This window comes from Acidaminococcus sp. HCP3S3_G9_1 (genome assembly GCF_052122455.1).
In the GTDB taxonomy this organism is placed as follows: Bacteria; Bacillota; Negativicutes; order Acidaminococcales; family Acidaminococcaceae; genus Acidaminococcus.
The window spans coordinates 197,375-217,651 of record NZ_JBQKCH010000002.1 but is presented as its reverse complement, the minus strand read 5'-3'; the positions used below and the strand labels follow the sequence as shown (position 1 = coordinate 217,651).

The following is a 20,277-nucleotide window of genomic DNA, read 5'->3' as shown; positions in this document are numbered from 1 at the left end:
TGGTAGAACCTCTGAAACTGAGAGGCATTATCTAATAGAACCCTACAAACGGAGCTTGTGCCCAGACGGCACAGCAAAACACCCCGGACAGTGGCTGTCCGGGGTGTTTTGCTGTATTTCTGCAGACGGGCGGCTCTGGCAACATTTTGCCAAAGGCAAAAGTCTTGAACCGACCCTGCGGATTCGGCTTATCCATTTCAAAAATTTGCCTGTAAATTTTTCGTTGGCTGTAGGCTGGTGACTGCTGACTAGTGACTGGAAGGGGGTATTCACACCTCCCTCGGATACACCGTCAAAAAATGGTTCTGGGCGTCTTTCAGGGCGGCGATCACCGCCTTCTGGGACAGGGCCAGGAACCGGCTGCGGAGTTCTTCCACCATCCGGTCCATGTCCTTCAGCAGGTTTTTCCCGATCAGGATGTCCTGGAGAAAGGCGATGGTGTCCGCCATGATCATGTTGGCGCTGCAGTGGAGGATCAGGCCGGTGTTCCGCTGGATTACCAGGCTCAGGGTGAAGGTGCCGTACAGGGTATTGATCACGTCTTCCCGGGATACTTTGGCCACCCCGGTGACAAAAATGGAATCAGAAGGATAGTGTTTGTCCATAGAGGAAAGCTCCTTTGCAATGAATTGATTTTAGGGTATCACAAAAAGCCGGCAGAGGTCAATGACAGGACGAAAAATTCACAAAATTCTGTTGCACTGCTGACGGGAATATGCTATACTAAACATGTTATGAAGAAAGTATAAGACAACTGGATAAATCCTTATGGATCTGGGAACAGTTTCCCCTGTTTCTGACCGTCTGTAAGGCCTGGATTGGCAGTCCTTCCCCATGGGACTGTCTGTTCAGGCCTTTTTTGTTTGAGTTCGGGAGGTAAAGTATTATGATGCAGGCAAAGCAACCCATTGGCGTAATCGATTCCGGCGTAGGCGGGCTCACCGTCCTGAAATGGCTCCAGGCCAAGCTGCCCCACGAAGATTTCATCTTTATCGGGGATACGGCCCGGACCCCTTACGGCAACCGGCCCCGGGAAGAAATCACCCGGTTTGTGGGAGAGATGACCGACTGGCTGGACAAACGGCACATCAAACAGCTGGTGGTGGCCTGCAATACCATTACGGTGCTGGGGCTGGACGTGATTAAGGGGAACCATTCCTTTGACGTGATCGGCATGGCCAAAGGCGCCCGGATGGTCCCGGGAGTGACGAAGAACAACCGGGTGGGCTTTTTTGCCACGGATTTCACCGTATCCACCGGGGCCCACAAACGGGAAATCCAGCGGATCAGCCCGGAAATCCAGGTATTCGGACAGGGGTGTCCCAAGTTCGTGCCGCTGATTGAAGGAGAAAAATTCGGCACGCCGGAACTGAAGGCGGCCATCCACGAATATGCGGACAAGCTCCGGGAACATCATGTGGATACGGTACTTCTGTCCTGCACCCATTATCCCTTTGTCCGGAAGGAAATCGAAGAGGAATTCGGTCCGGAAGTGACCATCCTGGATCCGGCGGAACGGACCGCCCAGGATGCTCTGGAAAACCTGGAAAAACGGGGGCTGGCACGGACGGATGGCCTGGGCCGGGCGGAAGTGTGCTTTACCGCCGACCTGGAACGGGGACGGCGGCTGGCGGCCCGGATGCTGGATCTGAGCAAGTGCAGCTTCCATCTGATCGATTTGAAAAAAGATCCGGAACAACCGGAAAAAGAAGGAAAAACGGCGTGAAAAATAAGGGATTGTTGCCTGGGCAACAATCCCTTATTTTTTCAAAACAAGATAAATTGTGATGGAATGTGGAATTTTTAGAAATGTTCGTATATAATAAAAAGAAATGAAATAATCATTATCAGGCGGGGAGTGAAAAATTATGGAAAACAAAGAACGACGGGATACCATCCTGGCCATGCTCCGAAAAGCCGACAAACCGGTGACCGGAACGGACATGGCCAGGGTATGCCAGGTAAGCCGTCAGATCATCGTAGGAGACATTGCCCTGCTGCGGGCCAGCGGAACCCCCATCATTTCCACCCCTCGGGGCTATCAGCTCCAGGAGTTCCGGAAACACGGGGTGCAGGAATCCTTCTTGTGCCGCCATGGGGCGGACCAGGTGGAGGCGGAACTGAACGCCATTGTGGATAACGGGGGAGTTGTCCACAATGTGGTTGTGGAACATGAGGTATACGGCTTCATGGAAGGGGAGCTGAACCTCCGGTCCCGGAGAGACGTGCAGCTGTACATCCAGCGGATGAAGGAGACAAAGGCACCGCTGCTGTCCACCATGTCCAACGGAATCCACACCCATCTGGTGGAAACCAACACCGAAGAAGAAATGGAAGCCATCCGCAAAGCCCTGGAGAAACTGGGGGTGCTGGTGGAATAAGCAAAAAGGCTGCTGCCCGTGTGAAACCCGCACACGGGCAGCAGCCTTTTTGTCAGCGGTCAATGGTCAAAGGGGCTGTTGCTCAGGCAGCAGCCCCTTTTGCATCCATCACCATCCCTGCCAGGATGATGGCGAAGCCGGCAAGGACCATGGGACCCGGGTACTGGTGGAGGAACAGGGCCACCCACAAAGGTCCCAGGATCATCTCCCACAGGGCCAGCACCGAAGCTTTCCGGGCAGGGATTTTCTGGACTCCCAGGTTGAAAAATCCGTAGCCCCCGGCCACCTGGACCACCCCCAGGATCAGCATCAGCCCCCATTCCTGGCCGTTCATGGACGGCAGGGCAGCCCGGGCGGTGGGGAACAGGAGAAAGACCGCCAGGGCGGTGAACAGGTTCCCGATGGCGGTGATCCCCAGAGCATTGGTCCGGGTGGCTTTCTTGGAGGCCAGGCTCATGCCTGCAAAGAAAATCCCTTCCGTGAGGGCAATCAGGTTCCCTAGAGGATGGGAATCCCCGCTGCCTCCGGAGAGCATGAAGCACAGGACCCCGGCCATGATCACCGCCACCGGCAGGAAGGCCCGGCGGCTGAAATACCGGGTCTGGAACCAGTACAGCAGGAACAGCCAGATGGTGGCGGTGTACTGCATGCCGATGGCAATGGCGGCGGAAGTCAGGGACAGGGAAACAATCACGCTGAGACACAGGGCACAGTAGGCCAGGACATAAGCCAAGAGGTACCGGTTCCAGGCGATTTCCCGGGGCCGCACAAAAGGCAGCAGCACCAGCCCGGCAATCAGGGACCGGAGTCCGCAGATCAGGAAGGGGTCCAGGGTCAGATACTTCACCAGAGGGGAATTCAGGCTCCAGCAGACAGCTCCCAGAAGGACCAGGGCGCTGCCGGACAGGGCAGGGAGACGGGGCATGGGGATACCCTCCTTTCCAATGAGGAAAAATTCGTACTTGACGTTTAATCACGATTAAAATATAATCATGATTAGAAATCAGCTATATTATAAAAGCGGCCTGAAAAATTGTCAACCATCTTCCCGGAACGGGAATCAGGATCAGCAGTCAGGAGGTGCCCTGCCCCATATGGAAAACCAAAATCAGGAAATCCAAAAACAACAGCGAAAGGAACTGACTCTCCGGCAGAAGCGGAACATGATGTATTTCGTGGAAGCTACGGAGAAAATCCTCAAGGAAGAGGGAATCCCCGGAGTGACCATCCGGCGGATCGCCGCCGAGGCCGGGTACAACAGTGCCACCCTCTACAACTATTTCCAGGACCTGGACGAACTGATCCTGTTCGGATCGGTGTGCTTCCTCCGGGATTACCTGCTGAGCCTGGCCAGGCACCTGGAACCGGAGATGGCTGCCCTGGAACGGTACCGGACCATCTACCGGTGCTTCAATGAAAGAGCCTTCCGGTTCCCGGAGATTTTCTACAACATGTTCTTTGGCCGGTACAGCGCCAAACTGGGCCATGTGATCCAGGTCTATTATCTGGACCTGTTCCCGGAAGAACTCCAGGGACTGCCGGCGGATGTCCGGGAAATGGTGGTCCGGGGCACCCTGGTGGAACGGGATCAGGTAATGATGAAGAGTCTGGTGGAAGAAGGGTATGTGGCCGGAAACCGGGCTTCGGAAACCCTGGAAATCATCGTGGCTCTCCATGGCAGCTACATCCACCGGGCCTGCCTTTTGGGCAGCAGCCTGGACCGGCCCCTTCTGGAAAAGCAGTTCCTGCACATTTTCGACTATGTCCTGGCAGCAGCCAGACCCGGGGAATCCACCCGGGGCAACCGTGATCAGACAGTCTGAAAAAGGAGTGGTACAAAATGGCGGAAGAAAAGAAAAAAGGCTTCAAGCTCCATGCTCTGAACCCCATGGTCCTTCTGGGCATCATCATGTTCCTGGCTTTCCTGGCCTCTTACATCGTCCCGGCCGGGGAATACAGCCGGGTGATGAACCCCGTCCTCAACAAGGAAGTGGTGGATCCCGCCACCTTCCATTACATCCAGCAACAGCCGGTGAGCCCCTTCTATCTGTTCCAGTCCCTGACCCTGGGACTCCAGAACGCAGCGGAAATCATTTCTTTCCTGTTCATCATCGGGGGCATGTTTGCCATTATGGACGCTACCGGAGCCATTAACGCCGGACTGTCCAATGTGGTGGAAAAAATGAAGGGCCGGGAACTGATGATGATCCCGGTGTGCATGGTGCTTTTCAGCCTGCTGTCCGCCTTTGCCGGCTGTTTTGAAGAATTCCTGGCCTTCACCCCTCTGGTAATCGGGGTTTCCGTGGCCATGGGGTTCGATTCTCTGACCGCCATTGCCATTGTGTTCTGTGCGGCGCCGGTGGGCTATGCGGGAGCCATGACCAATCCCTTTACCATCGGGGTGGCCCAGGGCATTTGCGGTCTGCCCATGTTTTCCGGTATGGGACTCCGGGCTGTGCTGTTTGTGGTGATGAACATCGTAACCATTCCCTATGTGATGTGGTATGCCAACAAAGTCCGGAAGAATCCGGAACTGAGTACGGTCCGGGAAGAAGACCTGCTGTACAACAGCCATCTGAAACTCCAGGAAACTCCAGTGATCACCCTCCGGCACAAACTGGTGCTGGTGCTGTTTGTGGCCACCATCGGCGCCGTGGTCCTGGGCGTACTGAAATTTGACTTCTACATCAACGAAATGGCCGGGCTGTTCCTGGTGTGCGGGATCCTGGCCGGGATCATCGGGGGCCTGTCCTCCGGGGAAATCGCCGATGCCTTCCTGGCCGGCTGCAGCAACATGCTGTTTGCCAACCTGGTCATTGGCATGTGCAACGCGGCGGTGCTGATCATGCAGAACGCCCACATTATGGATACGGTGATCCACTACATGGCCAGCCTGCTGAACGGGCTGCCGCCCACCCTCAGTGCCTGCGGCATGTTCATCGTCCAGGATCTGTTCAACGTGCTGGTGCCTTCCGGCAGCGGCAAGGCGGCCATTACCATGCCTCTGTTTGCCCCGCTGGCGGATCTCATCGGGGTCACCCGGCAGACGGCTGTGCTGGCCTTTCAGATGGGGGATGCCTTCACCAACGTGTTTGCTCCCACCAGTGGGGAAGTGGTGGCCGCCTGTGCCATGGCCCACATCTCCTTCGGGAAATGGTTCCGCTGGCTGGCGCCTCTCTTTGCCATCTGGTGCGTGGTGGCCATGGTGTTCATGGTGATTGCCGTCCAGATCCACTATGGTCCGTTCTGACAAGGAGGCAGTATGATGGAAAAAGAAAATTTCGGCAGCCTGGAAGAACTGCTCCGGCATCCGGTGTTCCGGCACTTTGCCAGGATCTGCCAGATCCCTCACCCTTCCTTTAAGGAAAAGGCCCTCAGCGATGCCCTGTTCCAGTGGGCCCGGGAAAAAGGCTATGCCGTCCGTCAGGATGAATGGAACAATGTGCTGCTGCGGAAGCCGGCTTCCCCTGGATACGAAAACCGGCCGGGGGTCATGCTCCAGGCCCATCTGGACATGGTCTGCCAGAAGGCAAAGGGGGTGGAACACGACTTCCTGCAGGATCCCATCCATCTGGAACTGGAGGGGGATATCCTGTCCACCGGAGGGCGGACCACCCTGGGGGCCGATGACGGCATCGGGGTGGCGCTGGCTCTGGCCCTTTTGGAAGACGGGTCCTTTGCCCATCCGGAACTGGAAGTGTTGCTGACCACCGCCGAGGAAGAAGACCTTAGCGGGGCCCAGAATGTGGACGCCAGTGATTTCCGGTCCCATTACCTGGTGAACATCGACAATGCGGTGGAACGCCATTCGGTAACCGGCAGCTGCGGAGGCTTCGGGGTGAACTTCCACCTGCCGGTGACCTGGGAAGCGGTGCCGGAAGGGTCCCGGTTCTTCCATCTGAAGGTGGAAGGGCTCCAGGGAGGCCATTCAGGGGAAGACATCCACCGGGGCCGGGGAAACGCCAATATTTTCCTGATCCGGATGCTCCTGTCCGCCCGGAAAGAAATGCCCCTCCGGCTGTCTTCCCTTCATGGAGGCACCTTCCGGCTGGCCATTCCCCGGGATGGGGAAGCGGTGGTGCTGGTGCCCCGGGGCAAGGAAGAAGCCTTCCTCCAGGCGGTGAACGCTGCAGCGGAAGACCTGCGCCGGGAATACAAGGCCGTGGCTGCCAATCTGAAGATTTCCGTGGAAGAGACCCAGGGACCGGACAACGGACTGGTGGTGTCCCGGGAAGTGACGGACAAGTTCATCCAGGTGCTGGTGCTGTCTCCCAACGGAATTTCGGAAATGAACGCCGCCGTGCCCGGGGTGGTCCAAAGCTCCGACAACCTGGGAGAAATCCGTCTGGAACGGGAACAGAACCGGCTGGTGGTGGTCTACGAAATCCGCACCTCCTTCCGGTCCAAGGCGGAATACATCTGGGACAAAATCCATCTCCTGGCCCAGATGGTGGGGGGGACCTGCGAGAAATTCGCCGCCTATCCCGGCTGGCCCCATGATCCGGATTCCCGGCTGACGCCCCTGGTCCAGCAGGTGTATGAGGAAACCTTTGGAGAAAAAATGGACGCCACTCCCATCCATTCCGGCCTGGAGTGCGGATGCCTGATCGAGAAGAAACCGGACCTAGACGCCATCTCCCTGGGCCCCGACTGCTGGGACCTCCATTCTCCCCAGGAAAGGCTCAGCGTAAAGAGCACCATCAGGATGTATGAGTTTTTGAAGAAGCTTCTGGAACAAATTGCATAAAAAATAAGGGGCTGTGAAGAAAGAAAAGATTCACTTCTTCACAGCCTCTCTGGTCGCAACCTGCGACCGGGGGTGTGGATTTTCCACACCCCCTTCTTTTATTTTCCCAGCAACTGGATAAAGGCCCGGACTGCGTATGGGGTAAATTCCCTGTCCGGCAGCAGGGCATGGAAGGTGCGGATGCAGTCCCGATCAGAAAGCCTGAAGAACAAAAGGGCTTCGCTGTCCCGGGAAACCATGGCATCACTGACAAAGGTGGCGGCCAGTCCATGCTCTGCCAGCCGGTAGGCGGTGGCCAGCTGGGAAAGCATCAGTTTGACATGGGGAGTGAAGCCGGCTTCCCTGAACAGGATCTGACAGCGCTGATGGAGGTTGTTTCCTGGGGTCAGAAGGATGAAGGGCAGATCCTGGAATCGGGCCAAAGGGAGGGAGGGGCAGTCCGGCTGACCGGCCCGGCCTTCCAGCACATCCTGGCAGGTCAGGGCACTGGGCAGCAGCGGATCAGGCAGTGGATAGGAACGGGGCACAGCCAGCAGGATCTGGTCCTGAAAAGCCCGGTAGTGATGGCTGTGGCGCCGGATGATGGTTGGATCGCAGCTGAAGGTCAGATCCAGGTCTTCTCTTTCCAGAAGGGATAGAAGGGCATCAGAACCTTCTTCAATGAGCTTCAGCTGAATCCTGGGGTATGTTTCTGCAAAGGCTGTCAGCAGGTTGGGGATTTTGTAAGAAAGGATATAATGGCTCCCTCCGATGGTGAGACTGCCTGTCTGGAGATCTTTCAGCTGCTGGACTTCCCGGTCCAGATCTTTTTCCAGGTGCTGCATTTTCCGGATGGCTTTCAAATAAAGGACACCGGCTGGGGTCAGCTGTATCGGGCGCCGGTTCCGGATGAACAGAGGCATGCCGATCCGGGCTTCGATCTTCCGCAGGGCGATGCTCAGGGCAGGCTGGGTGATAAACAGTTTTTCTGCGGCCCGGGTAAAACTGCCTTCCCGATAAATGGTGTAGATGTATTCATAGTCGGCATTCATGGAATCCACCTCTTCTTATAAAACTAGTTTATAGAATTATATATATGATAAATTGGATTATATAGCAAAAGAATGATATTGTAAATATAAGAAAAATCAAGGAATTCCGAAGGGGAGGAAAAGTATGAAAATCAATGGACTGCTGATGGACGACCAGGACAATGTGGTCACCTGTGTGGCCGAAATCCGGAAAGGGGATCAGGTGGTTTATCAGAAAGATGGAAAAATGGAAACGCTGGAGGCAAAGGAAGACATTCCGTTCTGTCATAAAATCGCCCTGGTGGATCTGCCCAAGGATGGTTCGGTGATCAAATATGGAGAATTGCTGGGAAAGACCCGGGAACCCATCGGGAAGGGCCATTGGGTCTCTGACAAAAATATCTTCAGTGTGCCCAGAGATTATGAACAGGAATTTGTAAAGGAATAAGGAGTGACAATCATGGAATTTTGGGGATATAAGAGAAAAGAAGGAAGAGCCGGGATCCGCAATCATGTCCTGATCCTGCCCACCTGCGCCTGCGGCAGTGAAACGGCCCGTATCGTAGCCAGCCAGGTCAAGGGAGCCGTAAACATCATTTTCAATACCGGATGCTCCGATGTGGCGGCCAACACGGCCATGTCCCAGAAGGTGCTCACAGGATTTGCCTGCAACCCCAATGTGTACGGGGTGGTGATCATTGGTCTGGGCTGTGAAACCGTACCTCATCTGAAACTGAAGGAAAAAATCCAGCAGATGACCTCCAAACCGGTTGTTTCTTTTGGCATCCAGGACGAGGGAGGCACCCTGAAGACCATCGAAAAAGCAGTCCGGGCGGCCCGGGAAATGGCAGCGGAAGCAGCGCTCCAGCAGAAAGAACTGTGTGACATTTCCAATCTGCTGCTGGGCATCGAATGCGGCGGATCCGATGCCACCAGCGGCATTGCCAGCAACCCGGCTGTGGGAGAACTGAGTGACCTGCTGGTGGACCTGGGGGCTTCTACCATCATGAGCGAATCCATCGAATGGATCGGTGCGGAACATGTACTGGCCAAACGGGCAGCCACTCCCCACATCCACAACCAGATCATCCAGATCTGCAAAGACTATGAGGCCCATCTGATGGCCGCCGGCCAGGACTGCCGGGCCGGGCAGCCTACCCCGGGGAACAAGGCAGGGGGACTTTCCACCCTGGATGAAAAGAGCCTGGGCTGCATCCGCAAAGGCGGTACCCGTCCCATTGTGGAAGTGCTGGAACAGGCAGCACGGCCTTCCTGCCAGGGCGCCATTGTGATGGATACGGCAGGGTACGACATTTCTTCCGTAACCTCCATGGTAGCCGGGGGCTGCAATGCGGTGATCTTCACCACCGGCCGGGGGACTCCCACCGGGAATGCCATTGTACCGGTCATCAAGGTTACGGGCAATGAACGGACCTACCGGAAAATGGAAGACAACATGGATGTGGATGTAAGTGCCATTGTCCGGGGCGAAAAAACCTTCAAGGAATGCGGCAAAGACATGCTCCAGGTGATCCAGGATGTGTGCAACGGCAAGATGACCAAAGCGGAAGCTTTTGGCTTCTCGGATATTGCCGTGGATCATGTGTGCCGGTTTGTCTGATGGAAAAAGGGAAAAGGAGAGCGATGAAAAATGGGATTTATTTGTAAACCGTGGAATCGGCTGAGCCTTTTCACCCGGATCATGATCGGGTTTGTCCTGGGGATTGTCCTGGGACTGGTCCTGGGACCCCGGGCCGAAGTACTGAAGCCCCTGGGGACCATCCTGACCAATCTGCTGACCATGGTGGTGGCTCCTCTGGTATTTACCCTGCTGGTCTGTGCGGCAGCAGATGTGGGAGACGGCAAACGGCTGGGACGGATCGGCATCAAAACGGTCATCATCTTCCTGGTCAGCACGGCATTGGCCATTGTCCTGGGGCTGGTGGTGAGCAACATGATGAACATTGGTGCCGGGGTGGAACTGAGCAATGTGGCAGCTCCTCAGCCCAAGGGACAGGCACCGGCTTCCATGCTGGATACGGTGATCAATATCATCCCGGTGAACATCTTTGCTTCACTGGCCAAACAGAATCTGCTCCAGATCATCTTCTTTGCCCTGATCATGGGTTTCGCCCTGCTGAAACTGGGTGACAAGGGCAAGCCCCTGCTGGATTGCTGCCGGGCAGGCCAGGAAGTAATGAAGGAAATCACCAACATGGCTCTGGAATTCACTCCCTACGGGGTGCTGGGACTGATGGCCTCCGTTGTGGGGAAAAACGGGACGGCCATCCTGATCCCCTACATCAAGACCATCGGGGCTATGTATCTGTGTGCTGTGGTGTATCTGCTGGTGGTCCAGGCTGTTCTGATGGTGGGCGTATTCGGCCGGGTCAGTCCCCTGAAATTCCTGAAGAACATGAAGGAAGCCATGACTTTTGTGTTTGCCACCTGTTCCAGTGTGGCCACCATCCCCCTGAACCTGGCCTGTGTAAAGAAAGTGGGGGTGGATGAAGAAACCGCCAATTTTGTGATTCCCTTCGGCGCTGTCATGAACATGAACGGGACGGCCATTTATGAAGCGGTTGCTGTGGTGTTCACGGCCCAGATCTTCGGGGTGGAACTGACCTTTACCCAGCAGGTGATGATCATGCTGACTGCCACCCTGGCCTCTATCGGGACGGCGGGAATTCCCGGGTCCGGGCTGGTCATGCTGACCATTGTGCTCAGTTCGGTGAATCTGCCCATGGAAGCCATCGGCCTTTTGGCAGGGATCGACCGGATCCTGAACATGGCCCGCTGCGTACCCAACATCGTGGGAGATGCGGCAACAGCGGTCATCGTGGCCCAGTCGGAAGGAACGCTGAAAAGATAAAAAAAGAAGAGGGTGCTGTACCTTGCGTGCAGCACCCTCTTCTTTCATTCTGCTGTTTTGGCTGCTTTTTCCACGGCTTCCGGCAGGGTCACGTCTTTACCCTGCTGGTAGTCGAACTGGAAGGCGAAGACCAGGGTGGAGCTTCCCAGCAGGCTGGTGAACATCTGCTGCTGCTCCGGGGTGATCTTTTTGGTCTTGGCGGCGGCATCCAGGATGTAACCGCCGGTGGTCTGGAGCACCGGGGTCATGTCCATGCCCAGCCGTTTCATCCGCCAGGTCTTTTTATCCAGCACCACTGTGTAGGGCACGTCCTTTACCTGGGCCACCAGGGACTGGATCTGTTCTGCATCCTTCTGCTTTTTGAATTCCGGATCCTGGGCCAGCTTATTGGCCAGCTTCTGGCCGTCCAGGGTGAATTCCAGGGTCTTTTCCCGGCTGGTTTCCTTGGTTACCTTGGCGGAAGACAGGTACTCCAGCAGTTCCTTTTCGGCTTTTTTGCTGTCCGGATTGGGCAGGAGAGGCAGGGTGTAGGGACGGACACTTTTGGCCCAGCCTTTGCCGCTGTTGATGTACTGGGTCAGCTGGCCTTTTTCCGCAAAGAAATAGGCGTCAATGGGCTGGCTGGCGGTCTGCTGGCCGGTGAGCAGGGTCAGCTCCCCGGTGCCGTGGAGATCTCCGCTGAGCTTTTCCATCCGGGTATTCTTTTTGTCTGTTTCTTCCACTCCGTTCCCGGTAAGGGACAGGTTCCCCACTCCGATGGGGCTGAACAGGGTGCCCTTCATTTCGTACTGGATGTATTTTTCCTTGGCCATGACGCTCTGGACACGGACCATGTCTTTCACCACAGCCTTGTCTACGGGAGAAGCAGCCTGGGCCAGGGAGCCGGCGGAAAGCACCAGCAGCAGGGACAGGCCTGCCGCACGGATTTTCGATAACAATGCCATAAAAAAAGCCTCCTTTTCAGATCAACGTCTGTTTGTTCCTTATTCTATCCTCTTAGCATGTCACATTCAAGGAGGAAAGTCAAAGGAAAAAGTTTTGAACTTTTCGGGAAGAACCGGTGCGAGGGCCGGGGGATATGGTATCATGACAGCAGATAACTGGAAAAGGAGAGGATACCATGAACAACGAAGTACTGGAAGCCATGCAGCTCCGCAGGAGCATCCGCAGTTTCAAACCGGACCCGGTGCCGGAAACCGATCTTCAGGAAATCATCAAGGCAGGACTCTATGCCCCCAGTGGCAGAGGCAGCCAGGATACCATCATCCTGGCCATTACCAACCCGGCCATGGTGAAGCGGCTGAGCCGGCTGAACTGTGAAATCGGCGGCTGGGCTCCGGATTTCGATCCTTTTTACGGGGCACCGGCCGTGCTCATCGTACTGGCGGACAAGACGAAGCCCACGGAAGTGTATGACGGGTCCCTGGTCATGGGGAATCTGATGCTGGCCGCCCATTCTCTGGGCCTGGGCAGCTGCTGGATCCATCGGGCCAAGGAAGAATTCGAACGGCCGGAAGGCAAAGCTCTGCTGAAAACCCTGGGTATCACCGGCGAATGGGAAGGCATCGGCCACTGCGCAGTGGGCTATGTAAAGGGAGATATCCCCATCGCTCCCCTGCGGAAGGAACATCGGGTGTATTGGATGAAATAAGGAGCATATTGCAGAGGCAATATGCTCCGGTCGCGGGTCGCGACAAAAGGGGTGCTGCGTCAGCAGCACCCCTTTTAAAATACTTCCGATTCCGCCGTCCTCTGGTAATTCTTCTCCAGCATGGCTTTGTGGGAGAGAAAGCGGGGATCGTCGAAATATTTGGCCCCTTTGGGACAGTATTTGATGCAGGCCTGACATTTGATGCAGATGCCGGGGACTTCATCGGTGTTTTCCGGATTGATGGACCCCATGGGACACACCTGGGCGCATTTGCCGCAGTGATCGCATTTGGTCAGGTCCGTTTGGGGCTTGGCTTTCAGGAACTTGGCAGGCTGGCCGTCTTCTCCCAGAGGGATGTAGTAGGGGGCCACCGGGGCGTCTCCGTTGATGCTCACTCTTTCCAGAGGCTCTCCGCTCCGGAGTTTTCCTTCCACCCGGTCCAGCAGTTCCTGGAATTTTTCTTTGTCTTGAACCGTGGGATGATCCCGGCCGATGGCGGCAAAGGCGTGGGGAGCGGCAAAGGCACCGGCAGCGAACACCCGGAAATCCTTCTTTTCCAGTTCATCCCGAAGTTCCGTCAGAGAGCTGTCGTAACTCCGGTTGCCGAAGGTCACCAGGGCCACAGCCGGGGTCTTGTTTTCCGGATCTCCGGAAAACAGCTGCTGGACAAAGGGCAGGGCCTTGTTGGGAATCCGGCCGGCATAGGTGGGCATCCCGAAGATCACCAGGGTGGCGGGACCGAAGGTATGGAGAGTCTGCTGATCCTGGGGCAGGGTGAAGGAATGATGGGACAGGGTGACCCCTTCTGCCTGGAAACGGCGGGCCAGCTGTTCCCCGAATTCCCGGACCAGGGCTTCCGTCTGACCGGTGGGACTGAAAGAAATGGCGGCAATATGGGTAATCAAGAACAAGACCTCCCTAAAGAACTGAATTTTCAGCCAATGGATTTTCTTTTTATCATACCCTATTTTCAAGAGAAAAGCCAGTGCCAGGGCCTTCCTTTCAAAAAATTTGCTACCGGTCCCGGAAATGGCCTATAATAAAAACAGCAAACCTACCAAAGACAGGGGGAATACCCATGAGTGAACTGATGATCCGGGAGGCCACGGCGGAGGACGCAGCGGCCATCCGTTCTGTTTATGCACCCTATGTGGAAAGCACGGTGATCACCTTTGAATACCAGGTGCCCAGTGTGGAGGAATTCCGGCGGCGGATCGCCCATACCCAGGAACGCTATCCCTATTTTGTGGCGGTGGAGGACGGCCGGGTGCTGGGGTACGCCTATGCCGGACCCTTTGTGGGCCGTCCGGCCTATGACTGGTCCGCGGAACTGAGCATCTATGTGGACTGCCATCTTCGGAAAAAGGGACTGGGAAAGAAACTCTACGGCGCCCTTCTGGAAGCCCTGAAAAAAATGGGGATCCTGGATGTGTACGCCTGTATCGGCTATCCGGAACAGCCGGACGAATACCTGGACTTCAACAGCGCCCAGTTCCATGCCCATCTGGGGTTTGAACCGGTGGGGCTCTTCAAAAACTGCGGCTACAAGTTCAACCGCTGGTACCATATGATCTGGATGGGGAAGAACATCGGGGAACACGGGAAGAACCAGCCGGCTGTCCGGCCCTATCCGGAAGTCCAGGCCGGGGAATAGAAAGGGAGGGGGAACCATGGAACAGCAGGTGGTGCTGGTCACCGGGGCCAGCAGCGGCATCGGCCGGGAAACCGCCATCCTTATGGCCCGGACCGGCCATGTGGTGTACGGGGCAGCCCGGCGCCTGGACAAACTCCAGGAACTGTCCAAATACGGGGTCATCCCCCTGGTGCTGGACGTGACCAAAGACTATTCCTGCCAGAACGCCCTCCAACAGATCCTGAACCAGCACGGGACCCTGGACATCCTGATCAACAATGCCGGCTACGGATCCTATGGAGCGGTGGAGGACGTGCCCCTGGCGGAGGCCCGACATCAGATGGAAGTGAACGTGTTCGGGGCCATCCGGCTCACCCGGATGGTGCTGCCGCTTTTCCGCCGGCAGCACCAGGGACGGGTGATCATGGTTTCGTCCATTGCCGGACGGGTCACAGGTCCTTTCGGGGGCTGGTATCATGCCAGCAAATATGCCCTGGAAGCCCTCAGTGACGCCCTGCGGATGGAAACCGCCGGCCAGGGAATCCAGGTGAGCATTGTGGAACCGGGGCTGGTGCGGACGGCCTGGGGCCACATTGCCGCTGACCATCTGGCAGAAGTGTCCCGGCAGGGAGCCTGCAGGGCCTGGGGAGAGAAAATGGCCCGGGGGCTCCATCGGCTCTACGACCAAAAGTGGCTGAACACCCCCCAGGATGTGGCCAAAACCATTTTCCTGGCGGCCAACGCCTCCCAGCCCCAGGCTCGGTATCTGTGCGGCAAGGACGCCTGGCTGCTGCTTTTGGCCCATACCCTGCTGCCTACCGGACTGTATGATATGGCGGCCCGGTGGGTCATGAAAAAACTGTCCTAGGGAGGCGGTGCCATGGATATCTATCGACTGGGGAATCTCCAGCTGTCTCTCTTCCTGCTGATTCTCATTGGTCTGTACCTGCGGAAAAAGAATATTGTGGATGAACCGGGGAAACGGTGTCTCACCGATGTGTGCGTCTATGTGATCATTCCCTGCAACATCATCAAATCCTGTCTCATGCCCTTTGAAGGAAATATCTTCCTGACCTGCGGCCGGATCCTGGGGGCAGGGGCTGTGCTCCAGGTGCTCTTCATGATCCTGAACCATTTCCTGTTCAACCGGTATCCGGATACCCGGAAAAAGGTGCTCCAGTACGGCACCCTGGTGTCCAACAGCGGCTTTCTGGGCTATCCGGTGGCGGAAGGGGTCTATGGGGACCTGGGGCTGTTCTATGCCTCTGTGTTCCTGATTCCCCTGCGGCTGGTCATGTGGTCCGTGGGCACCGGATATTTCATGGCCCGGCAGGAAAGCCGGAAAGAAGTGCTGAAAAAGGTCCTGACCCATCCCTGTCTGATCGCTGTGTACATCGGGATCGTATTGATCCTGACCCAGTGGCGGCCTCCGGCTTTTCTGGACATGACCATCCGGTACATCGGGGGGTGCAATGCGGCCATTACCATGTTCATCGTGGGGACCATCCTGGCGGATGTGCCGCTTTTGACCATCTTCAACCGGGACAGCATCCTCTACAGCATCCTGCGGCTGATCCTGCTGCCCGGGCTGGCCTGGGGGGTCAGTGCCGCACTGGGGCTGGATCCGGTGGCCACCGGGATCGCGGTGCTCATGACCGGCATGCCTGCCGGAGCCACTACCGCCATTTTCGCCGCCCGGTACGGCAGCGACGCTCCCTTTGCCACCAAGCTGACGGTACTGTCCACCCTGCTCAGCATGTTCACCATCCTGTTCTGGTGCATGGTGCTGCCGGAGCCGTGAGACAAGGGGCTGTTGCATGCGCAACAGCCCCTTTGTTCATCCTTTTGCCTCTTTTCTGCCTTATTTATTCTGCATCTTGGGATTATAATGTATAGTCAGTATTCTATGCATCACAGAAAGGCGAAGAAGGTATGCGTTTCCTTTGGAATTTCATCAAATATCTGGTGTTCCTGACCCTGCTGCTCCTGCTGGGAGCCGGATTCTATGCCGGGAATGCCGCGTACACCCAGCTGTTCACCCAGCCCTGGGACAAACTGCTGGCCATCGAGAACCATCGGAATGACCTGGACATGATCCATGGGCTGGAACGGAAATACGGCTGGGAACGGGTGGCCGTCACCTCCAAGGACGGTACCCGGCTCCAGGGCACCTACATTGAAAGCCCTACAGGAGGCCATAAAACCGTTATCCTGCTCCACGGCCTGTACCAGAACCGGACCATGTGCGTTCCCTATGCCCGGATTTACCTGGCCCGGGGATACAATGTGCTGATGCCGGACATCCGGGGCCATGGGGAAAGCGGCGGCAATACCAATGACTGGGGAATCCACGATCCGGAAGACATGGACAGCTGGGTGGCTCTGCTCCGGCAGCAGGATCCTCAGGTATCCATCGGGTTCCACGGCATTTCCCTGGGGGCCGCCATGAGCCTGATCTATGCCGGCACCCCTCAGGGCCGGGACATGGCTTTCTACGTGGCAGACAGTTCCTATGGCAATGTACTGGAACTGGGCCGGGAAAAGCTCATGAACTATACAGAGGACCAGCGGATCCTTACCGGCATGGAAGTACTGGATCCCTTTTTCCAGGCTTCCATGTACTACCATACCCGGAAGACCCTCCGGGATGTGGACCCGGCTTCCTGCGTCCAGAGGATGACCACTCCGGTACTGTTCCTCCACGGAGATGTGGACCGGCTGATTCCCCCTCACATTGCGGAAGAACTGATGGACCGGTGCACCAGTCCCCATAAAAAGCTGGTCTATTTCGAAGGATCCGGCCACGCCAATGAAATAGTAGACAATCCGGAAGGATATGCCCAGGCAGTGGGAAGCTTTTTGGAGAGCTTGTAAAAGGAGCTGTGAAAAAATGATTCTTCATTTTTTCACAGCCCCTTTTTTACGCGTATTTCTTCAACAGTTCCAGGAACGCCTCTTCATGGTCCGGATACCACTGGGTAAAGGGCTGGCCGGCTTCCAGGAGGATCTGGTTCAGGTCCAGGAAGAACTGGGGCAGCCGGGCGGTGGCAATCAGGCCCAGAGGCTCGCTGATCTTTTCCTTTCCGTAGGCGTAGCTGCCTCCCGCGTACACCTGGAAGGCACTGGCCCGTTCCCCGTTCACCAGGGTGAAGGCCCCACGGAAGCCCAGCGCCGCCAGGGATTGGACAGTGCAGGTGGAAGGGCAGCCGGAGAAGTGGCATTTGGGCAGATACCGGGTATCCACGCCCTTTTCCTTCAGGAAGGAGGCAATCCGGGCCAGGGTCCCATGGGAATCACACAGGCCCTGCTGGCATACAGCTGCGCCGATGCAGCTGACGGAATGTTCAAAGAGGGTGTGGGCGGTGTCCTTTTCTGTCAGGGCGGCCACCTGCCGGGCTTCTTCCGCCGTCAGGTTGATGATGTAGCAGGTTTCGTCTGCGTTGAGCCGCAGCTGGGCGCCTTCCATCTGAGAAGCTTCTCCCAGCAGCTGCCGGAACACCTGGATATCCGGCACCCCGCCCAGGGGCTTGTATTCCACATAGTACAGCCCTTCCTGTTTCTGGCTGTGGATCCGGGGATCGGCCAGGACGGAATCATCTTTTCCGGATTTGGTCAGGGGAGGGATGGGTTCCAGTTCCAGACGGGGGATCCCTTCTTCCCGGCACCGGGCCACGGCATCCCGGACCGCTTTCCGGAAGGGTTCTTTTCCCATTTTGGTCAGGATGAACCGGGAACGGGCGGTCCCCCGGTGTTCATAGTCCCCGTATTTCATGTACACGTCCCGGGCATAGCCCAGGATATACCAGGACAGGTCATGGGGATCCACCTGGGTGTCAATGAGCACCCCGAACCGGCTGCCGTTGACCCCGAAGCCCCCGCCGGCGTAGGCATCGAAGGTGCCGTCAGGACGGGCTACAAAGCCCAGGTCCTTGAAAGTGGCATGGCCTTCATTGTCGATGCCGTTGGAAAAGCTGATCTTGTATTTCCGGGGCAGTTTCAGTTCCGGGATCAGGCTGATGACGAAATTGGCGGCTGCCCGGATGGCCGGGGTCATGTCAAAGGGTTCTCCCTTTTCCACCCCGTGGAGAGGGCTGGCCGTGATGTTCCGGGGATTGTCTCCGCCGGCGCCTGCGCAGTAGATTCCATGGTCGAAGCAGTCCTGGTACAGCCCCAGTACTTCCTGTTCCTGGAGATGGTGGAGCTGGAGGGCTTCCCCGGTGGTGAAATGGGCCAGGGTCACATGGTATTTGTCGATGGCCTGGGCCAGGAAGGCCATATGGGCCTGATCGATGGCCCCGCCGGAGAAGCGCAGCCGGAGCATGCTGCTGTTCGCGCCCCGTTCTCCATAGGAACCGAATTTGCCGGAAGTCCCTTTATATTTTCCGGGAGCCAGCTCTTTGGCATAGAAAGCCCGTGCGGCTTCCTGGAAGACCGGGAACTGGCTTCGGATCTTCTCTTTGGCAGTTTCAGAAATCTGAGTCATGGACGGATTCCTCCTTTGTGTGCTTGTAAATCCGGATGGATGGAATAGAAAAAGAATAACACATCCTAATTCATAGTGCAATAGTGTGATATAAGCAGCAGCCCCTCCTACCGCAGGGTCAGCAGACACACGGTCTCCACATGGCTGGTATGGGGGAACATGTCCACGGGCTGGACTTTCCGGACCACGAAGCCTTTGTCCCGCAAAATGGCCGCATCCCGGGCCAGGGAGGCCGGGTTGCAGGAAACATACACCACCCGCTGGGGACGGACTTTGGCAATGGCGTCCAGCACCCGTTGTTCACAGCCGGCCCGGGGAGGATCCAGCACCACCACATCGGGGCGGCTGCCCTGGCGGACCAGTTCGGGCATTTCTTTGGCCGCATCTCCGCACAGGAACTCTGCATTAGTCACCTGGTTGTCCCGGGCATTCTGCCTGGCATCCCGGATGGCCGGAGCCACGATTTCGATTCCCAGGGCCCGCTGAGCTTTCTGGGCCAGGAACAAGGTAATGGTGCCGGTGCCGCAGTAGGCGTCGATGACCTTCTCCTTTCCTGTAAGGGACGCGTACTGGAGGGCTGTTTCATAGAGCTTTTCCGCCTGGAGGGTGTTCACCTGGAAGAAGGAATGGGGAGAAATGGCAAAGGTGAATTTTCCCAGCCGGTCATGGATTACGCCCGGCCCCCAGATCACTTTGTTTTTGGGGCCCATGATCACATTGGTATGACGGGTGTTCAGGTTCTGGACCAGAGTGGTGAAGCCGGGGATTTCCTGCCGGAGCATGGCCGTCAGATCCTTCAGATGGGGGACCTGAGGTTCGTTGGTCACCAGCACGGCCATTACTTCCCCGGTACGGACTCCCACCCGGCCCATAATGTGCCGGACAATGCCCCGCCGGGCATCTTCTTCCAGAGCCGGGATCCGGAATTTTTCCATCCAGGCCCGGACCACCTGGACGATTTTGTTGTTGGTCTGCTGCTGGATCAGACAGTCTTTCACATCAATGACCCGGTGGGTGCCCTGGGCGTAGCAGCCAATGGCCAGGGTGTGGTTCCGTCCCTGGGCAGCCGGTACCTGCATTTTATTCCGGTAATGCCAGGGGTCCTCCGCTCCCAGGGTTTCCTGGACGCAGAGTTTGGAAAAATGGCCGATCCGTTCCATGGCATCCACCACCGTCTGGCGTTTCAGGGCCAGCTGGGCCGGATAGGACAGGTGCTGGAGCTGGCAGCCGCCGCACTGGGCATACACCGGGCAGGGTGGGGTCACCCGGTCTGGAGAAGGCACCAGCAGTTTCAGCAGCCGGGCCTGGCCGTAGCTTTTCTTCAGCAGGGTCACCTGGGCCTGGATCCGCTCTCCCGGCAGGGCTCCAGGGACGAAGAAGGTAAAGCCGCTGACTTTGCCCACCCCTTCTCCGGAGCTGCCCAGACCGGTGATGGTCAGTTCGATGTTCTCTTTGATTTTGAAGGGTAATTTGTTTTCTTTCATAATACTGTCATTATAC

21 protein-coding genes are annotated in these 20,277 nt (G+C 56.8%); 14 read left to right on the top strand and 7 right to left on the bottom strand.

The genetic code is table 11. From position 1 onward, the window contains the following. Window positions 1–241: hypothetical protein (locus ACTQY1_RS02545; RefSeq protein ID WP_441373757.1), on the top strand; the 241-nt coding region annotated here is incomplete at its 5' end. A gap of 28 nt (window positions 242–269) precedes the next feature. Here the strand turns inward: ACTQY1_RS02545 and ACTQY1_RS02540 are convergent. Further along, a complete protein-coding gene (locus ACTQY1_RS02540; protein ID WP_022487582.1) occupies window positions 270–605 on the bottom strand; it encodes a DUF3870 domain-containing protein in 336 nt (111 codons plus the stop codon). A 284-nt stretch (window positions 606–889) separates the two neighbouring features. Here ACTQY1_RS02540 and murI point away from each other — a divergent pair, with 284 nt between their 5' ends. Together murI and ACTQY1_RS02530 are read left to right on the top strand one after the other, a co-directional pair. Next, the gene (gene murI / locus ACTQY1_RS02535; protein WP_118287216.1) at window positions 890–1,726 is read left to right on the top strand and encodes a glutamate racemase; all 837 of its coding nucleotides are present in this window, start codon (window positions 890–892) and stop codon (window positions 1,724–1,726) included. A gap of 142 nt (window positions 1,727–1,868) precedes the next feature. Continuing rightward, on the top strand, window positions 1,869–2,381 hold the full coding sequence (locus ACTQY1_RS02530; protein ID WP_022487580.1) for a transcription repressor NadR: 513 nt from the start codon (window positions 1,869–1,871) through the stop codon (window positions 2,379–2,381). Window positions 2,382–2,463: 82 nt separating this feature from the next. Here ACTQY1_RS02530 and ACTQY1_RS02525 read toward each other — a convergent pair whose 3' ends face one another. Next, a complete protein-coding gene (locus tag ACTQY1_RS02525; RefSeq protein WP_288310405.1) occupies window positions 2,464–3,306 on the bottom strand; it encodes a DMT family transporter in 843 nt (280 codons plus the stop codon). 169 nt (window positions 3,307–3,475) lie between these two features. Here ACTQY1_RS02525 and ACTQY1_RS02520 point away from each other — a divergent pair, with 169 nt between their 5' ends. From ACTQY1_RS02520 to ACTQY1_RS02510, 3 genes are read left to right on the top strand one after another with little or no spacing between them, the layout of a single operon-like run. Beyond that, window positions 3,476–4,204 carry a TetR family transcriptional regulator gene (locus tag ACTQY1_RS02520; protein ID WP_441373756.1) on the top strand — a complete coding sequence of 243 codons (729 nt, stop codon included), beginning with the start codon at window positions 3,476–3,478 and terminating at the stop codon, window positions 4,202–4,204. A gap of 17 nt (window positions 4,205–4,221) precedes the next feature. Continuing rightward, entirely contained in the window at window positions 4,222–5,631 is a 1,410-nt protein-coding gene (locus ACTQY1_RS02515; RefSeq protein ID WP_022487466.1) for a YfcC family protein, read from the top strand. A 15-nt stretch (window positions 5,632–5,646) separates the two neighbouring features. After that, on the top strand, window positions 5,647–7,128 hold the full coding sequence (locus ACTQY1_RS02510; protein WP_441373755.1) for an aminoacyl-histidine dipeptidase: 1,482 nt from the start codon (window positions 5,647–5,649) through the stop codon (window positions 7,126–7,128). Between the two features lie 98 nt (window positions 7,129–7,226). On the opposite strand, the gene ACTQY1_RS02505 is transcribed toward ACTQY1_RS02510, so the two are convergent. After that, window positions 7,227–8,159 carry a LysR family transcriptional regulator gene (locus ACTQY1_RS02505; RefSeq protein WP_441373754.1) on the bottom strand — a complete coding sequence of 311 codons (933 nt, stop codon included), beginning with the start codon at window positions 8,157–8,159 and terminating at the stop codon, window positions 7,227–7,229. A 124-nt stretch (window positions 8,160–8,283) separates the two neighbouring features. Here ACTQY1_RS02505 and ACTQY1_RS02500 point away from each other — a divergent pair, with 124 nt between their 5' ends. From ACTQY1_RS02500 to ACTQY1_RS02490, 3 genes are read left to right on the top strand one after another with little or no spacing between them, the layout of a single operon-like run. Next, window positions 8,284–8,586, top strand: coding sequence for a UxaA family hydrolase (locus ACTQY1_RS02500; protein WP_022487463.1), 303 nt, complete (start codon window positions 8,284–8,286; stop codon window positions 8,584–8,586). Window positions 8,587–8,598: 12 nt separating this feature from the next. After that, window positions 8,599–9,759: a UxaA family hydrolase gene (locus ACTQY1_RS02495; RefSeq protein ID WP_022487462.1), complete on the top strand. Its 1,161-nt coding sequence runs from the start codon at window positions 8,599–8,601 to the stop codon at window positions 9,757–9,759. A gap of 30 nt (window positions 9,760–9,789) precedes the next feature. After that, the gene (locus tag ACTQY1_RS02490; RefSeq protein WP_022487461.1) at window positions 9,790–11,010 is read left to right on the top strand and encodes a dicarboxylate/amino acid:cation symporter; all 1,221 of its coding nucleotides are present in this window, start codon (window positions 9,790–9,792) and stop codon (window positions 11,008–11,010) included. Between the two features lie 44 nt (window positions 11,011–11,054). On the opposite strand, the gene ACTQY1_RS02485 is transcribed toward ACTQY1_RS02490, so the two are convergent. After that, the gene (locus ACTQY1_RS02485; protein ID WP_022487460.1) at window positions 11,055–11,954 is read right to left on the bottom strand and encodes a hypothetical protein; all 900 of its coding nucleotides are present in this window, start codon (window positions 11,952–11,954) and stop codon (window positions 11,055–11,057) included. Window positions 11,955–12,130: 176 nt separating this feature from the next. On the opposite strand from ACTQY1_RS02485, the gene ACTQY1_RS02480 reads away from it, so the two are divergent. Further along, window positions 12,131–12,661 carry a nitroreductase gene (locus ACTQY1_RS02480; RefSeq protein ID WP_022487459.1) on the top strand — a complete coding sequence of 177 codons (531 nt, stop codon included), beginning with the start codon at window positions 12,131–12,133 and terminating at the stop codon, window positions 12,659–12,661. Between the two features lie 74 nt (window positions 12,662–12,735). Here ACTQY1_RS02480 and ACTQY1_RS02475 read toward each other — a convergent pair whose 3' ends face one another. Then, entirely contained in the window at window positions 12,736–13,566 is an 831-nt protein-coding gene (locus ACTQY1_RS02475; RefSeq protein ID WP_329778164.1) for a 4Fe-4S binding protein, read from the bottom strand. Between the two features lie 173 nt (window positions 13,567–13,739). Between ACTQY1_RS02475 and ACTQY1_RS02470 the strand changes: the two genes are divergently transcribed. The 4 genes from ACTQY1_RS02470 (at window position 13,740) to ACTQY1_RS02455 (ending at window position 17,168) form a co-directional block, all read left to right on the top strand. Then, a complete protein-coding gene (locus ACTQY1_RS02470; RefSeq protein WP_022487457.1) occupies window positions 13,740–14,315 on the top strand; it encodes a GNAT family N-acetyltransferase in 576 nt (191 codons plus the stop codon). Between the two features lie 16 nt (window positions 14,316–14,331). Next, the gene (locus ACTQY1_RS02465) at window positions 14,332–15,162 is read left to right on the top strand and encodes an oxidoreductase (RefSeq protein WP_329778163.1); all 831 of its coding nucleotides are present in this window, start codon (window positions 14,332–14,334) and stop codon (window positions 15,160–15,162) included. Between the two features lie 12 nt (window positions 15,163–15,174). Beyond that, window positions 15,175–16,095: an AEC family transporter gene (locus tag ACTQY1_RS02460; RefSeq protein WP_308664254.1), complete on the top strand. Its 921-nt coding sequence runs from the start codon at window positions 15,175–15,177 to the stop codon at window positions 16,093–16,095. A gap of 131 nt (window positions 16,096–16,226) precedes the next feature. Next, complete coding sequence (locus ACTQY1_RS02455; RefSeq protein WP_288310414.1) at window positions 16,227–17,168, top strand: alpha/beta hydrolase; 942 nt, start codon at window positions 16,227–16,229, stop codon at window positions 17,166–17,168. A 46-nt stretch (window positions 17,169–17,214) separates the two neighbouring features. Here the strand turns inward: ACTQY1_RS02455 and ACTQY1_RS02450 are convergent, their stop codons facing one another. Next, on the bottom strand, window positions 17,215–18,777 hold the full coding sequence (locus ACTQY1_RS02450; RefSeq protein WP_441373753.1) for a nitrite/sulfite reductase: 1,563 nt from the start codon (window positions 18,775–18,777) through the stop codon (window positions 17,215–17,217). Window positions 18,778–18,884: 107 nt separating this feature from the next. After that, window positions 18,885–20,261 carry a 23S rRNA (uracil(1939)-C(5))-methyltransferase RlmD gene (rlmD, locus tag ACTQY1_RS02445; RefSeq protein ID WP_022487453.1) on the bottom strand — a complete coding sequence of 459 codons (1,377 nt, stop codon included), beginning with the start codon at window positions 20,259–20,261 and terminating at the stop codon, window positions 18,885–18,887. Window positions 20,262–20,277: the final 16 nt, after the last annotated feature.

Bases quoted from the DNA above. Each gene is read 5' to 3' on its own strand.
- ACTQY1_RS02540 (WP_022487582.1), bottom strand. From the start codon at position 605: ATGGACAAACACTATCCTTCTGATTCCATTTTTGTCACCGGGGTGGCC.
- murI (WP_118287216.1), top strand. From the start codon at position 890: ATGCAGGCAAAGCAACCCATTGGCGTAATCGATTCCGGCGTAGGCGGG.
- ACTQY1_RS02530 (WP_022487580.1), top strand. From the start codon at position 1,869: ATGGAAAACAAAGAACGACGGGATACCATCCTGGCCATGCTCCGAAAA.
- ACTQY1_RS02525 (WP_288310405.1), bottom strand. From the start codon at position 3,306: ATGCCCCGTCTCCCTGCCCTGTCCGGCAGCGCCCTGGTCCTTCTGGGA.
- ACTQY1_RS02520 (WP_441373756.1), top strand. From the start codon at position 3,476: ATGGAAAACCAAAATCAGGAAATCCAAAAACAACAGCGAAAGGAACTG.
- ACTQY1_RS02515 (WP_022487466.1), top strand. From the start codon at position 4,222: ATGGCGGAAGAAAAGAAAAAAGGCTTCAAGCTCCATGCTCTGAACCCC.
- ACTQY1_RS02510 (WP_441373755.1), top strand. From the start codon at position 5,647: ATGGAAAAAGAAAATTTCGGCAGCCTGGAAGAACTGCTCCGGCATCCG.
- ACTQY1_RS02505 (WP_441373754.1), bottom strand. From the start codon at position 8,159: ATGAATGCCGACTATGAATACATCTACACCATTTATCGGGAAGGCAGT.
- ACTQY1_RS02500 (WP_022487463.1), top strand. From the start codon at position 8,284: ATGAAAATCAATGGACTGCTGATGGACGACCAGGACAATGTGGTCACC.
- ACTQY1_RS02495 (WP_022487462.1), top strand. From the start codon at position 8,599: ATGGAATTTTGGGGATATAAGAGAAAAGAAGGAAGAGCCGGGATCCGC.
- ACTQY1_RS02490 (WP_022487461.1), top strand. From the start codon at position 9,790: ATGGGATTTATTTGTAAACCGTGGAATCGGCTGAGCCTTTTCACCCGG.
- ACTQY1_RS02485 (WP_022487460.1), bottom strand. From the start codon at position 11,954: ATGGCATTGTTATCGAAAATCCGTGCGGCAGGCCTGTCCCTGCTGCTG.
- ACTQY1_RS02480 (WP_022487459.1), top strand. From the start codon at position 12,131: ATGAACAACGAAGTACTGGAAGCCATGCAGCTCCGCAGGAGCATCCGC.
- ACTQY1_RS02470 (WP_022487457.1), top strand. From the start codon at position 13,740: ATGAGTGAACTGATGATCCGGGAGGCCACGGCGGAGGACGCAGCGGCC.
- ACTQY1_RS02465 (WP_329778163.1), top strand. From the start codon at position 14,332: ATGGAACAGCAGGTGGTGCTGGTCACCGGGGCCAGCAGCGGCATCGGC.
- ACTQY1_RS02460 (WP_308664254.1), top strand. From the start codon at position 15,175: ATGGATATCTATCGACTGGGGAATCTCCAGCTGTCTCTCTTCCTGCTG.
- ACTQY1_RS02455 (WP_288310414.1), top strand. From the start codon at position 16,227: ATGCGTTTCCTTTGGAATTTCATCAAATATCTGGTGTTCCTGACCCTG.
- ACTQY1_RS02450 (WP_441373753.1), bottom strand. From the start codon at position 18,777: ATGACTCAGATTTCTGAAACTGCCAAAGAGAAGATCCGAAGCCAGTTC.
- rlmD (WP_022487453.1), bottom strand. From the start codon at position 20,261: ATGAAAGAAAACAAATTACCCTTCAAAATCAAAGAGAACATCGAACTG.